Here is a 12,745-nt window from a genome sequence, read left to right as displayed (position 1 = left end):
TTACCACCTCATCGTCGTCGGTACCGTGACGTCGACGTCACGGAAGTTACGGTACAACACCAGGATGATTCCGAGTCCAACGGCGACCTCGGCGGCAGCGAGCGCCATCGTAAACAGCGCGAACACCTGCCCAGTGAGGTTGCCGTGGTAGAACGCGAACGCGATCAGGTTGATGTTCGCCGCGTTCAACATGAGTTCGACGGACATCAGAAACAGCAGTGCGTTCCGACGGGTCAGAACCCCGAAGAGTCCGATACAGAACAGCGCCATCGAGAGGAGTACGTAGTACTCGACCGCGACCGTCACTGCTGGTCACCCCCGGTGCGTTCGGTCGCTCCGGAGCTCTGCGTCGAAAGTGGAGCGACGGGCCCGTCTCCCTCTTCGCGTTTGGCGAGAACGAGCGAGGCGTCGAGTGCGGCGTCGAGTGCGACCGCGATCAACAGGAACGCGGCGAGGAAGGACTCGGTGTTGGCCATCGCTTCCTCGGTCGATTGCAAGGGTGAGAGATCGAACATCGCGTAGCCGATCTCGGACGTGATCGAGATTCCCTCCGGATAGCCGCTCATCTGTCCGAACTGCGTGTTCAGGGCGATCGCACCCATCATGGCGAAGAGGATGACGGCGAGGATGCCGGGCGCAAGCGCCCCGCCGAGTCGAAGCTTCGGGCCGGTCGTCATGTCTGTACCACCTCGTCGGCGTCGGCGTCCGTCTCTTCACGCTGTGTCAACATCACGGCGAACGTAATGAGGATGAGGACCCCGCCGACGTAGACGAGGATCTGCATCATCGCGACGAACTCCGCCGCGAGCATCACGTAGTGGACCGCGACGCTGAGCAGCGCCACTCCGAGCATCAGCGCGGAGTGCCAGGGGTCCTTCAGCAGGACCACGCCCAGCGCGCTGGTGAGCGTGACGAAGGCGAACAGCCCGAACGCGAGTAGATCGTATGTCATTGTTGTCGTAACTGCCCGTTCCGGGACGGGCGACCCGTTACTGGTAATCGACCTCGCCTTCACCGTCCCCGATCCACGCGCCCCGGTCGGGCTCGCGTGACTCGAGCGGGTCGATATCTTTGTACCACGGTACCGATTTCAGCTGTTCTTTGTTGTAGACCAGATCGTGTTTGGTGTCGGCCGTGAACTCGAAGTTTTGGGTGAGCAAGATCGCATCGACGGGACAGACTTCCTCGCAGAGCCGACAGTAGATACACTGTCCGATGTGGAGGTTGTACTGTTCACCGTTGCGTTTGTCGTCCATTACGATCTGGATCGTGTCGTTCGGACAGACGTTTTCGCACTGGCGACACCAGATGCACCGTTCCTGGCTGAACTTGTGGACGCCTCTGAATCGCGGTGAGATGTCCGGGGCAGTTTCCGGATACTCGACGGTAAACGTCGAGCCATCCAGTGCGTGTTTCATCGTCGTCGCCATCGATTTGAGTAGTCCGATCATGCGATCACCCCAACGATTGCCGCAGTGAGAGCGAGGTTCGCAAAGGAGAGAACGAGCAGCCCTTTCCAGCCGATTTCGATGAGCTGGTCGATCCTGACGCGTGGAATCGCCGACCGGAGCCACTGAGTCAGGAAGAACACGCCCCAGATCTTGAGGATGAACCAGACGATTCCGAGTTCGGACGGACCCGGACCGGCCGGGCCGCCGAGGAAGATCGTCGCGATAATTGCACCGCCAAGGAAGATGTGCAGGAACTCACCGAGATAGACCAACACGAAATACACCGAGGAGTACTCGGTCTGGTAGCCTGCGATCAGTTCTGCGGGCGCTTCCGGCATGTCGAACGGATTCCGTCCGACCTCAGCGAAGTTCGCGATCAGGAACAACACGAACGCGAACGGGTTGACCAGAGCGAACCAGGCCGGCACGGCCCACTCGAGTCCCGGTATTGTAAACAGGACCGTTTCGTTCTGGACGGCGACGATCTCGCCCATCTGCAGCGAGCCCGCAAAGAGCACGACCGACATCCCGGTCACGACGAGCGGGATCTCGTAGGCGATGTTCTGGGCGACCGCACGCAGACCGCCGAGCATCGAGTACTTGTTCCCCGACGCGTAACCGGCCATCACCAGCCCGATCGAGGCGATGCCAGCGACCGCGAAGACGAACGCCAGACCGACCTCGGGATCTGCGAGGTGGATACCGCTTCCCATCGGGATCACGGCAAAGCCGAGTAACGCCGAACCCGCGATGACGATCGGCGCGAGGTCGTACGCCGGCCGGTCGGCGTTCTCGGGAATAATGTTTTCTTTCGAGAGCAACCGAACTGCGTCGGCAACGATAATCAGAATGCCACCGGGTCCGATGTGATTGACTGCGATCCGATCGGTGAAAGCGGCGGTGATCTTTCGTTTTGCCCACGGTCCGGCGACGCCCGTCATCGCGAGCATCAGGTTGGCGATGATGAACGCGCCGAGAAACGCCGCGATCAGCTCCCCGGCGATACCGAACTCGCTCAGACCGGTGAGGTCACCGATTCGTTCGGGCAATAACACGGTGTCGCTGTTTTGAAGCGGATTGATCGCCGCGTTCATCGATCCACCTCCCCGAGGACGATATCCAGACTACCGAGCGACGCGATCAAGTCGGGGATGTACTCGCCTTCGGACATCTCCTCCAGTGCCTGCAGGTTCGAAAAACACGGACTGCGAATCTTGAAGCGAGCGGGTTTGTCCGTTCCGTCAGAACGCATGTAGATGCCGAGTTCCCCTTTGGCGGCTTCGACCGCGCGATAGGTTTCGCTGTCGGCGTCCGGCTTCAGCGTCCGTGGCACGTTCGCCTGAACCTCGCGGTCGTCTTCGGGCCAGTCCGCGATCAGGTCGAGACACTGTTCGACGATCTTCGCGGACTCTTCGACTTCTTGCATCCGACAGAGGACGCGCGCGTAGTTATCGCAGCCGTCGCGCGTGATGACGTCCCACTCCAGGTTCTCGTAGTAGCCGTAGGGGTCGTCCCGCCGGAGGTCGTAATCGACGCCCGAGCCGCGGGCGACGGGGCCGGTACAGCCGTAGTCCTTCGCGACGTCCGGCTCCAGGACGCCGGTGTCGACACATCGGGTCTGGAAGATTTCGTTCGTCGTGATCAGGTCGTTGTACTCCGCGACCTTCGCGGGGAGTTCGTCGAGGAAGTCCCGCGTCTGATCGATGAACTCCTCGCGAGGTTCGGGAAGATCCCAGGCGACTCCGCCGACGCGGAAGTAGTTGAACATCATCCGCTGTCCCGTGAGCTCCTCCAGAATGTCCTGGACGATCTCGCGGTCGCGGAAGGTGTACATGAACGTCGCCGTGAACTCGCCGTAAACGTCGAGTGCGAACGTTCCGAGCGCGAGCATGTGCGAGGCGATGCGACACAACTCGGCTCCGAGCGTCCGGATGATCTGGGCGTACTCGGGAACGTCGATGTCGGCCAGATCCTCGATCGCTCGCGCGTAGGCCCACTCGTTGAGGAGTCCCGACGAGACGTAGTCCCAGCGGTCGGGATAGGGCATGATCTGGTGGCGGTAGGTTCCCTGTTGACACATCTGTTCCTCACACCGATGCAGATAGCCGATGTCGGGTTCGATGTCGGCAACCGTCTCCCCATCGAGAACCGTCTTGACGTGGAGAACACCGTGTGTCGCCGGATGGTGTGGCCCCACGTTCAGGAACATCGTATCCGACTCCGGATCCTCGTGGTCCGGCTCGAGCGGGTTCGCGTGTTCGGTCAACGTCACGACCTGGGGTTTTTCCTGGTCGTAGTCCGCCGAAAGCGGGTGACCCTGCCAGGTCTCGGGAAGGAGAATCCGTCGCAGGTCCGGATGACCGTCGTATCCGATCCCGACGAGATCGTACGCTTCGCGCTCGTGCCAGTCGGCCGTCCGATAGACCGGTTCGGCGCTCTGGTTGACGGGGTTCGAAAGCGGGGTCGGAACGACGATGCTGACCTCGTCGGTCGGATCGGCGTACTTCTTCAGGTGGTAGATCGTCTCGAAGCGGTCCTCGTACTGCTGGGCGGTGACGCACGAACAGTGGTCGTAGCCGCCGTCGTCTCGCAGATCGAAGAGGACGTCCCGAACCTCGTTCGGGTTCACGACGAATCCCGGTGCGTTGCGGTGATCTTCCCGTGCGAGCGCACGGTCTCCGATCAGTTCTGCGAGCTCGTCTCGGGTGGGTTCTTCCGTCGACTCCGATTCGACTCCGGTGCTCATGGTGAATCAGCCCAGTTGTAGCGCATAACGAGGTCGTCTTCGTCGATTTCGCTCGCTAGCTTCCGTACCAGTTCGTCCTCCGGAAGGTCTCCGAACTCCTCGAGTTCGTACGGTTTGACGACGACCGGCGAGGACTCGCCGTTCTTGATCCGTTCTTGCAGTTTCAAGATTCCGTAGATCAGCGCCTCGGGACGGGGGGGACAGCCCGGGACGTGAATATCGATCGGGATGATCTCCTCTGCGCCTTTGACCACGTTGTACCCCTCCTGGAATGGACCACCGGAGATCGTACACGAGCCCATGCCGACGACGAACTTGGGCTCGGGCATCTGGTCGTAGACGCGTTTCATTCGCGGGCCGAACTTCGAGACGATCGTTCCGGGGACGATCATGACGTCGGCCTGGCGAGGAGATGCACGGGGAACCCCGGCTCCGTATCGGTCGACATCGTGTTTGATCGCGTACGTGTGAATCATCTCGATGCTACAGCAAGCGATTCCGAACTGCAGCATGAACATCGAGTTTCCCCGAACCCAGTTCATGAATTCGTCGAACTTCGTCAGGATGAACGGCGACGTGCCGAAGGCCTCTCGAAGCTTCGAGTTGAATCGATCGTCGAGACCGTCTCCGATCCGGGCGTCTCGAGTGTCCGTCGACGGTGCGGTGCTATCGTGGATCGTTTGCCGTGGTTCGTCGCTACTCATGGTCGATTACCGTCGGTTTCCACCTGCCGAGGTGTCTCTGCCCACTGTACCGCGCCGTTTCGCCACGCCCACGCGAGTCCGACGAGCAGGATGACGACGAACGCGACCATCGGGCCGAGAATCTCGAGCAGCGTGACGGCATCCGACTCGATGGCATCCAGATACACGACCGCCCACGGGAACAACAGGACGGTCTCGATATCGAAGATGACGAACAGAAGCGCAACCATGTAATACTGGATGTTGAATCGGATGCGCGTTCCGCCGGTCGGAATCTCGCCACTCTCGTAGGTGGCACGTTTGCTCGTTTCCGGAACGCTCGGCCGCAGGAGATACGATACCGCCATCATACCGAGCGGTATCAACAACCCCACGAACGCGAGTGCCCCAATAGCTATCCAGTCGTTCATCTCGGTAACGTTCGGGAGTTGAAACCCCACCCACATAAGGGTTGATTGTTAGATTTCCTGCTCAAAACCGTCCCAGACGCGTTTCACCGCCGTATTAGCCGATTTACAAGATCGAACGCTTATCCATCACGGTCTCGAAACGAAGTGATCCCGCCGTCGTGGAGTTCTCGCGAGACGTCACCGACGCCCTCGCGAAGCCGGTCATGATACGAGATCAACCGGTCCCGAACCGCATCGTGACTCCGGGCGAGGATCTGTGCCGCGGAGAGTGCAGCGTTGAACGACTTGCCCGCGTCGACCGCGACGAGCGGCGCGCCGGCCGGCATTCCGATGACGCTGTCGACTGACTTCTCCTGAACCGGGACGCCGATGACCGGCAGCGGGTACGCGATCGACGCCGTCATGTTCGGCAGATCGGCGGATTTTCCGCCGGCCCCGGCGATGATGACCTCGAGACCCCGGTCTTCTGCCGTCTCGGCGTAGGCCGTCATCAGGTCGGGCGTCCGGTGAGCGGACGTGACGTACGTCTCGAAGGTAAACCGTTCTTCGGGCGGAGCGTCGAACGCCGTTTGCTCTGCAAAGTCGAGTTCGTCGACGAACGCATCGTACGCACCGGGACGCGTTCCGCCGGTCATCATCGTCTCGAGATCCGAGTCACTTCCCATGACGATTCCCACGTCGGGCGTCTCCGCTGGTGGACGGTCCTGGTCGGCCTCACGGTGCAACCGATCGATCAGGTCGCGGACGCTGTCGCTCATGTGTGTGGTGATGGTCGGGCGGCCGACTTTAATTCGCGGTAAACGCTCTCGAGGGCGTTACGACCGAAACGTCACCGCGCGCTCGAGTTCGCGTGCGGTCTCGAGCAACGCCTCGACGGTCGCGCCCTCGTCGCGACCCGACACGGTCACGTGGCCCATCTTCCGGCCCGGTCGCGCCTCCCGTTTGCCGTACCAGTGGAGGTTCGCACCAGGCGTCTCGAGAACGCGATCGACGTTTCGAAGCTGTGCGTCTCGGCTCTCCTCGACGTCCGCCAGAAGGTTCGCAAGCGCCGTCGGCGAGCGGAGTTCGGTCGAACCGAGCGGCCAGCCGAGGACGGCCCGAACGTGCTGTTCGAACTGCGAGCTCTGCGCTCCTTCGATCGTCCAGTGACCCGAGTTGTGCGGTCGGGGAGCGATCTCGTTGAGCAGGATCTCCCCGTCCGGCGTTTCGAAGAGTTCGATACCGTAGACGCCGCGGCCGTCCATCGCGGAGAGGACGTCGCGAGCGACCTCGTAGGCACGCTCAGTCGCGGTTTCACTCGAGCGCGCGGGAACGATCGTCTCTCGCAGTATCTCGTCGACGTGAACGTTTTCACCCAGCGGGAACGTCGCGACTTCGCCGTCTCCTTTCACCGCGATGACGGACACCTCGCGCTCGAACTCGACGAACGACTCGACCATCGCGGGGCCCGCAATCGACTCGAGGGCCGCGTCGGCGTCGGCTTTCGACTCGACGGGAACGTTGCCGCGGCCGTCGTAGCCGCCCGTGCGAGCCTTGAGCATCACCGGTGCGCCGTAGTCGTCGATGGCGTCGCGGATGTCTTCGGCGTCCTCGACCGCCCGAAACGGTGGAACCGGAATGGCGGCGTCAGCGAGTTCGCGCTTTTGAACGAGCTTGTCGTGGATGGTCTCGAGCGTCGACGGCTTCGGGTGCACCGGCGTCCCGGTCTCCTCACCGATCTGCTCGAGGGCGGTCTGGTCGGCCAGTTCGATCTCGAACGTGAGGACGTCGGATCGGTCTGCGAGCTGTCGAATTCCCCCCCCATCGTCGAAGTCGGCGACGATCTGGTCGCGGGCGACCGTCGCCGCCGGACAGTCCGGCGTCGGATCCAGAACGACGATCTCGACGCCGAGTGGCGACGCAGCCTCCGCGAGCATTCGACCGAGCTGTCCCCCACCGACGACACCGACGGTCGATCCCGGCGTCTCGAGCGTGGTCATTGCGGGGCGGTTGTCCGTGTCCGCGCTTAAGGATTCCCAAAACCGACGACAGTGGGCGGCCATACGGATTACTGTAAATCATTGCCGGCGCACCCGCGACCCGGGCGGCGGGTGCGCCGGTAAATCGTTACAGTAATCCGTATCACACCCCGCTCCGACGGGAGAACGGTAGCTCTTTTACCGGCCCACACCACGCCTCCCGTATGACCACGCTCGGACTGGTAGTTGCGGAGTTCAATCGGCCGATCACCGAGCAGATGGAAGATGAGGCCCTCGAGACGGCACACGCCGCGGGAGCGTCGGTGTCCGAGACGGTCCGCGTTCCGGGCGTCTACGACGCCCCCCTCGCGGCGGACCGACTCGCCCGACTCGAGACCGTCGACGCGGTCGTCGTTCTCGGGAGCGTCATCACCGGCGACACCGATCACGATCAGGTGATCTCCGATGCGACCGCACAGCGGCTCTCCGACGTCAGCCTCGAGCGTGATACTCCCGTTACCCTGGGTGTAACGGGTCCCGGAATGTCAGCAGCAGAGGCGCGCGAACGCGTCGAAAACGCGGCGAAAGCCGTCGACGGCGCGCTCGATCTCGTTTCGGAACTTCCAGAACCCAGCGAAGACAACCAATGACGATGGAATTCACCGACCGCGTAACCCGAGTCGAACCGTCCGCAACCCTCGCGATCTCCGCGCTCGCGACCGAACTCGAGGCCGACGGCGCGGACGTCGTCGACCTCTCCGTCGGCGAACCGGACTTCCCGACGCCTCGGAATATCGTCGACGCCGGCCAGGAGGCGATGGACGCAGGCCACACCGGCTACACGACCTCCGCGGGGATCCTCGCGTTGCGCGAAGCGATCTCGGAGAAGCTGGCCGACGACGGCCTCGACCGCGGCACCGACGAGATCATCGTCACGCCCGGCGCGAAGCAAGCGCTCTACGAGATCGTCAGCTCGCTCGTCCAGGACGGCGACGAGGTCGTCTTGCTGGACCCGGCGTGGGTCTCCTACGAGGCGATGGTGAAGATGGCCGGCGGCTCGCTTTCCCGCGTCGACCTCTCGCCGCACGACTTCCAGCTCGAGCCGGCCAGAGACGAACTCGAAGAAGCCGTCTCCGCCGATACCGAGCTGTTGATCGTCAACTCGCCGTCGAACCCGACGGGTGCCGTCTACTCCGACGCCGCGCTAGAGGGCGTCCGCGATCTGGCGGTCGAACACGACGTCACCGTCATCTCCGACGAGATCTACAAGGAGATCACCTACGGCGTCGAACCGACGAGTCTGGGAACGCTCGACGGGATGGCCGACCGAACGGTGACGGTCAACGGCTTCTCGAAGGCCTACTCGATGACCGGCTGGCGACTCGGTTACTTCGCCGGCCCATCGGAGCTGATCGACCAGGCCGGCAAACTCCACAGCCACTCGGTCTCTTCTGCCGTGAACTTCGTCCAGCACGCCGGGATCGAGGCGCTCGAGAACACCGACGAGGCCGTCGCCGAGATGGTCGAGGCCTTCGAGGGACGCCGCGACCTGGTCGTCGACCTGCTCGCGGACCACGGCGTCGACGTCGCCGTTCCCGACGGCGCGTTCTACATGATGCTCCCCGTCGGGGACGACGATCAGGCCTGGTGTGAGGGTGCCATCGAGGACGCTCACGTCGCGACGGTTCCCGGAAGCGCCTTCGGCACGCCCGGCTACGCGCGAATCTCGTATGCCGCGAGCGAAGAGCGACTCGAGGAGGGAATCGAGCGGCTGGTCGCCGAAGGATATCTCTAGGACGACCGGGAATCGGTCCCGTCCGTCGGAAACGGACCGAGTCGTCAAGTTGATAGCCAGAGAGTCCATCCGTTAGTCTGACTATGCCGCCCTCACCAGCCACGGCCGGTGTGGATCCGTCCGTCGCTCTCGAGTTCTCGACGGCGTCAGCGCTCGCCCCGGCCACGCTGGGGCTGTCGTTGACGGACGCGCTCGCGTGGCTCGCGATCGGCGCGTTCTTCGTCGCAATCGTTCTCCAGTGGCGTGACGTTCGCGAGCCTGCACGGCTGATCGCGTCGGGTGCCTGGCTCGTCTTCGGCGTCTTCTGGCTGACGATGGCGCCGTACTACTATTACGACGCCCAGAGCCCGCTCCAGACGGTCCTTTCGATGGCAGCGTTACCCCTCTGTGCGTACGCCGGCTACCTCCTCTATGCCGGACGGGAGTCGCTTTTCGTGCTCTCGAAGGCCGTCGCGATAATGGGGTTGATCTACCTCCCCGCGGAGATGATCCCGTTCGTCCGCCAGTGGCTGATCGAGACGACCGCCGCCCAGACACACGTCGGAATGGAACTACTGGGCCACAGCCCCGGAATCAACGAGGGGGCAAACGGCCACCAGAGTCGCTTCGACTTCGACCCCGACGAGACGGTTACCGGACGAACGACGTACATCGTCCTCGCCTGTACCGGAATCGGAAGCATGGCGATCTTCTCCGGCCTGATCGCTGCGGTGAAAGCACCCCTGAAACGAAAAGTCGCAGGTATCGCACTCGCCGTCGGAGTCATCTGGCTTCTCAACCTCGTCCGAAACGTCTTCATCGGCCTCGCATCACCCTGGGGCTGGTTCCAGCAGGACTGGCTCGTCTCGTTCATGACGACCTATACGGGTGCCCAGCCCGAGCGAGTCTCGTTTCTCGTCGCTCACAACTACATCGCACAATCGCTTTCGATCGTCGCGCTCGTAGCGATCACGTACCTCGTGGTCAGGATCGTTCCCGAAGTACTCGAGCCCCTGGAGGAGGTTCTGTTCGTCCTGACCGGAAACGAGTACGATCTCTTCGAAGCGATGACGACCGACGGGGTGCGCGCCGACGGCGGCTCGGAGACGGACCAGTGACCGTGGCGACGGTCGATCTCCCGTTCTCGATCGAGGAACGTGCCGTCTTCGTCCCCACCGCTGATTCGCTGATCGTCGCAGACATCCATCTCGGACGAGCCGCCGCCTCGAGCATCGACGCTCCGATCGATGACGGTGGGGACGTCCGTGATCGGCTGGCGTCGCTTCTGGATCGAACCGATCCATCGACGGTCGTCGTCGCCGGCGATCTGCTTCACTCCTTTGACACCGTTCCGCGGGGCGTCGAGCGAGACGTGGTCGCCCTCGTGTCCGTGATCGACGACGCCGGCGCGTCACTCGTCGTCACGCCCGGAAACCACGACACCATGCTGGCCGACGTCTTCCACGGAGAGACGACGCGGGAGTATCGGCTCGCGGACGACGAAACGGTGGTCTGTCACGGCCACGAACCGCCGGACGAAGACGCGAAACGATACGTCATCGGTCACGATCATCCAGCGCTATCCGTCGAGGGACGTAAACTTCCCTGCGCGCTCTACGGCCCGAACGCCCACGAGGGCTCGGACGTACTCGTTCTCCCCGCGTTCACGCGGACGGCAGCGGGTGCGACGATCAACCGGATGCGATCTCGAGACTTCCAGTCGCCGCTGATCTCCGACGCGGACGCGTTCCATCCGGCGGTGTGGGACGACTCGAACGGGGACACCCTGTGGTTTCCACCGCTGGGACGGTGTCGCGATCTCCTGTGATAGTCGAACGTCTCCACGAGCGATCGACGACTCGGCTCGATTACGCCGAGAGGTCGTCGAGAACGGCCTTCGCCGCCACTCGACCGCTCTCCATCGCACCCTGAATCGACGACCACTGGGTGTACTCGCCGGCGAGATAGACCGACCCGTCGGGAGCACGAACGTTCGGCAGTTCGTCGTGAATACCGGGTGGCTGGTCGAACTGAGCGAACGGGATTCGATCGGTGTGAAGGCGCTCTACGTCGTCGAACCGCCGCTCGGGATACCACGACTCGAGCGCCCGAACCGTTTCCGTTGCCAGTTCCGCGTCCGTTTGCGCTCTCGTGCCGAGATAGGTCGCACTGAGCAACGCCATACCGTCCGGCGCGTACCTCGGTGCGACCGCACTGTGGGGAACGACGTGATTCGGTCCCGTTTCGTCCGCATTCACGAGCAGACGGGCTCCGAGTTCGGGTACCTGACGTTCCGGCAACCCGTAGTACTGGGTCACACACCCCCTGCCATCGGTCGGATTCGAGTCGACCGCCGGCCCGGCCGAGCGATCGTCGCCCCCGGAGTAAACCGGCGAAGCTCGAGCCCCTCGAAATCGAGTTCACGACGGACGGCGGGGTAGCCGGTGAACAGAACCTGAAAACCGCGATCGAACAGGTACCCGTTTCGTTCGCGAGTTCGAACACGTCCGCCGACGGTCTCACACTGCTCGTACAGAGTGACGTCGACGCCACCACCGGCCAGGTGACGCGCCGTGACGAGACCGGCCAATCCGCCGCCGACGACGATGATTCGCGGGGACGACTGCATGCGCGATACTCGACCGAGGGCCCACATAAAGAGTAGACCTAACCGCGTTCGGCGTCGAGCAGTAATGCGAGCGCGAAATCCGAGACGATCGTTCGGTGATCGATCGGCGACAGTCCCGACTCGGCGGTCGAACGATCGGCTCGAGTCCGGTTCGACCGCTCCGATCCTCTTTGAGCGATGTTCCGGAGTCGGCGGGGTACGGTCCGCGTCGGGAAGCGGTTTGTGCTGGTCTGGCACCATCCCGCAAGCCACCGCAAGCACCACCGTCTTGGTCGCATTTGTGCTGTAGCTTAATGCAATGGCTTCACAATTCACCGACGACGACGTCGGAAAGACGGTCGTGAACGCGGACGGAGAGGAAGTCGGAATCGTTGCAGGGGTCGAACACGGCACCGCACACGTCGAGCCGAATCCCGGAATCGCGGACACGATCAAGGCGAAACTCGGGTGGGGCGGGACCGCTGAGGACGCTTACCCGCTTCAAGAAGAGTCCGTCGCTCGCGTGACCGACGACGAAATCCGGCTCGAGACCGACCTCTCGGGAACCGGCTCCAGCGCCGGAACGACCGGTGGACGGTCCGACGTGGATACCGGAGCGACCGATACAGCCGGCGGAACCGATCGTCGGACGGAGATGGGCGATGATGACGATCTGATCGGTGACGACGATGATGGGTTGATGGATGATGACGACGGGTTGATGGGCGACGATGACGATGATGGGTTGATGGACGACGATGATGGGTTGATGGATGACGACGATGACGATCTGATGGATGATGACGATGATGGGTTGATGGACGACGATGATGGGTTGATGGATGACGACGATGACGATCTGATGGATGATGACGATGATGGGTTGATGGACGACGACGATGATGATCTGATCGGTGACGACGATATCTGAGACGAGTGCGCTCCGTGCCTCCTCGAGTCTCGACTCCAGTTTTTGACGGTGTCGACGAAACCGTTGGTAAACACACGCACGAAAGACACACCGGACGGAACGCTAACGGATAGCACGACCGTCGTACTCAGGGTCAATCGCTATGCTCGCAGAGAGCATTTTT

Annotated in this window: 15 protein-coding genes and 1 pseudogene; 5 read left to right on the top strand and 11 right to left on the bottom strand. The window is 62.5% G+C overall.

Going from position 1 to position 12,745, the window contains the following annotated elements:
• From nuoK to EA462_RS15605, 10 genes are all read right to left on the bottom strand, one after another.
• On the bottom strand, window positions 1-306 hold the full coding sequence (gene nuoK, locus EA462_RS15650; RefSeq protein ID WP_124179511.1) for an NADH-quinone oxidoreductase subunit NuoK: 306 nt from the start codon (window positions 304-306) through the stop codon (window positions 1-3).
• Window positions 303-677 (bottom strand): hypothetical protein, encoded by a 375-nt coding sequence (locus EA462_RS15645; protein WP_124179510.1) that lies wholly within the window; start codon window positions 675-677, stop codon window positions 303-305. Before EA462_RS15645 ends, nuoK begins: the two co-directional genes overlap by 4 nt.
• Window positions 674-952 (bottom strand): NADH-quinone oxidoreductase subunit J, encoded by a 279-nt coding sequence (locus EA462_RS15640; RefSeq protein WP_124179509.1) that lies wholly within the window; start codon window positions 950-952, stop codon window positions 674-676. Before EA462_RS15640 ends, EA462_RS15645 begins: the two co-directional genes overlap by 4 nt.
• Before the next feature lie 37 nt (window positions 953-989).
• The gene (locus EA462_RS15635; RefSeq protein ID WP_124179508.1) at window positions 990-1,451 is read right to left on the bottom strand and encodes a NuoI/complex I 23 kDa subunit family protein; all 462 of its coding nucleotides are present in this window, start codon (window positions 1,449-1,451) and stop codon (window positions 990-992) included.
• Window positions 1,448-2,545, bottom strand: coding sequence for a complex I subunit 1/NuoH family protein (locus EA462_RS15630; RefSeq protein ID WP_124179507.1), 1,098 nt, complete (start codon window positions 2,543-2,545; stop codon window positions 1,448-1,450). The genes EA462_RS15635 and EA462_RS15630 overlap by 4 nt, the downstream gene beginning before the upstream one ends.
• On the bottom strand, window positions 2,542-4,197 hold the full coding sequence (locus tag EA462_RS15625; RefSeq protein ID WP_124179506.1) for an NADH-quinone oxidoreductase subunit D: 1,656 nt from the start codon (window positions 4,195-4,197) through the stop codon (window positions 2,542-2,544). Before EA462_RS15625 ends, EA462_RS15630 begins: the two co-directional genes overlap by 4 nt.
• Complete coding sequence (locus EA462_RS15620; RefSeq protein WP_124179505.1) at window positions 4,194-4,901, bottom strand: NADH-quinone oxidoreductase subunit B; 708 nt, start codon at window positions 4,899-4,901, stop codon at window positions 4,194-4,196. Before EA462_RS15620 ends, EA462_RS15625 begins: the two co-directional genes overlap by 4 nt.
• Window positions 4,898-5,311: an NADH-quinone oxidoreductase subunit A gene (locus EA462_RS15615; RefSeq protein WP_124179539.1), complete on the bottom strand. Its 414-nt coding sequence runs from the start codon at window positions 5,309-5,311 to the stop codon at window positions 4,898-4,900. The genes EA462_RS15620 and EA462_RS15615 overlap by 4 nt, the downstream gene beginning before the upstream one ends.
• 119 nt (window positions 5,312-5,430) lie before the next feature.
• Complete coding sequence (locus EA462_RS15610) at window positions 5,431-6,069, bottom strand: AIR carboxylase family protein (RefSeq protein WP_124179504.1); 639 nt, start codon at window positions 6,067-6,069, stop codon at window positions 5,431-5,433.
• 57 nt (window positions 6,070-6,126) lie between these two features.
• The gene (locus EA462_RS15605; RefSeq protein WP_124179503.1) at window positions 6,127-7,353 is read right to left on the bottom strand and encodes a 5-(carboxyamino)imidazole ribonucleotide synthase; all 1,227 of its coding nucleotides are present in this window, start codon (window positions 7,351-7,353) and stop codon (window positions 6,127-6,129) included.
• A gap of 140 nt (window positions 7,354-7,493) precedes the next feature.
• Here EA462_RS15605 and ribH point away from each other — a divergent pair, with 140 nt between their 5' ends.
• From ribH to EA462_RS15585, 4 genes are all read left to right on the top strand, one after another.
• A complete protein-coding gene (ribH, locus tag EA462_RS15600) occupies window positions 7,494-7,919 on the top strand; it encodes a 6,7-dimethyl-8-ribityllumazine synthase (protein WP_124179502.1) in 426 nt (141 codons plus the stop codon).
• Window positions 7,916-9,064: a pyridoxal phosphate-dependent aminotransferase gene (locus EA462_RS15595; RefSeq protein WP_124179501.1), complete on the top strand. Its 1,149-nt coding sequence runs from the start codon at window positions 7,916-7,918 to the stop codon at window positions 9,062-9,064. Before ribH ends, EA462_RS15595 begins: the two co-directional genes overlap by 4 nt.
• An 83-nt stretch (window positions 9,065-9,147) precedes the next feature.
• Complete coding sequence (gene artA, locus EA462_RS15590) at window positions 9,148-10,161, top strand: archaeosortase A (protein ID WP_124179500.1); 1,014 nt, start codon at window positions 9,148-9,150, stop codon at window positions 10,159-10,161.
• 2 nt (window positions 10,162-10,163) lie between these two features.
• Window positions 10,164-10,871, top strand: a complete 708-nt coding sequence (locus tag EA462_RS15585; RefSeq protein ID WP_124179538.1) for a metallophosphoesterase — start codon at window positions 10,164-10,166, stop codon at window positions 10,869-10,871.
• A gap of 40 nt (window positions 10,872-10,911) precedes the next feature.
• Here EA462_RS15585 and EA462_RS15580 read toward each other — a convergent pair.
• Window positions 10,912-11,672: pseudogene (locus EA462_RS15580) on the bottom strand (FAD-dependent oxidoreductase).
• A gap of 298 nt (window positions 11,673-11,970) precedes the next feature.
• Between EA462_RS15580 and EA462_RS15575 the strand changes: the two are divergent.
• Window positions 11,971-12,582 carry a hypothetical protein gene (locus EA462_RS15575; RefSeq protein ID WP_124179499.1) on the top strand — a complete coding sequence of 204 codons (612 nt, stop codon included), beginning with the start codon at window positions 11,971-11,973 and terminating at the stop codon, window positions 12,580-12,582.
• The last annotated feature ends 163 nt before the right edge of the window (window positions 12,583-12,745 follow it).

Source organism: Natrarchaeobius halalkaliphilus, from assembly GCF_003841485.1.
GTDB lineage: Archaea > Halobacteriota > Halobacteria > Halobacteriales > Natrialbaceae > Natrarchaeobius > Natrarchaeobius halalkaliphilus.
This window is presented reverse-complemented; position numbering and strand designations above follow the sequence as displayed.

What these genes read in the sequence shown, in the direction of transcription:
- EA462_RS15645 (WP_124179510.1), bottom strand. Translation starts at nt 677, where the DNA reads ATGACGACCGGCCCGAAGCTTCGACTCGGCGGGGCGCTTGCGCCCGGC.
- EA462_RS15640 (WP_124179509.1), bottom strand. Translation starts at nt 952, where the DNA reads ATGACATACGATCTACTCGCGTTCGGGCTGTTCGCCTTCGTCACGCTC.
- EA462_RS15635 (WP_124179508.1), bottom strand. Translation starts at nt 1,451, where the DNA reads ATGATCGGACTACTCAAATCGATGGCGACGACGATGAAACACGCACTG.
- EA462_RS15630 (WP_124179507.1), bottom strand. Translation starts at nt 2,545, where the DNA reads ATGAACGCGGCGATCAATCCGCTTCAAAACAGCGACACCGTGTTATTG.
- EA462_RS15625 (WP_124179506.1), bottom strand. Translation starts at nt 4,197, where the DNA reads ATGAGCACCGGAGTCGAATCGGAGTCGACGGAAGAACCCACCCGAGAC.
- EA462_RS15620 (WP_124179505.1), bottom strand. Translation starts at nt 4,901, where the DNA reads ATGAGTAGCGACGAACCACGGCAAACGATCCACGATAGCACCGCACCG.
- EA462_RS15615 (WP_124179539.1), bottom strand. Translation starts at nt 5,311, where the DNA reads ATGAACGACTGGATAGCTATTGGGGCACTCGCGTTCGTGGGGTTGTTG.
- EA462_RS15610 (WP_124179504.1), bottom strand. Translation starts at nt 6,069, where the DNA reads ATGAGCGACAGCGTCCGCGACCTGATCGATCGGTTGCACCGTGAGGCC.
- EA462_RS15605 (WP_124179503.1), bottom strand. Translation starts at nt 7,353, where the DNA reads ATGGCCGCCCACTGTCGTCGGTTTTGGGAATCCTTAAGCGCGGACACG.
- ribH (WP_124179502.1), top strand. Translation starts at nt 7,494, where the DNA reads ATGACCACGCTCGGACTGGTAGTTGCGGAGTTCAATCGGCCGATCACC.
- EA462_RS15595 (WP_124179501.1), top strand. Translation starts at nt 7,916, where the DNA reads ATGACGATGGAATTCACCGACCGCGTAACCCGAGTCGAACCGTCCGCA.
- artA (WP_124179500.1), top strand. Translation starts at nt 9,148, where the DNA reads ATGCCGCCCTCACCAGCCACGGCCGGTGTGGATCCGTCCGTCGCTCTC.
- EA462_RS15575 (WP_124179499.1), top strand. Translation starts at nt 11,971, where the DNA reads ATGGCTTCACAATTCACCGACGACGACGTCGGAAAGACGGTCGTGAAC.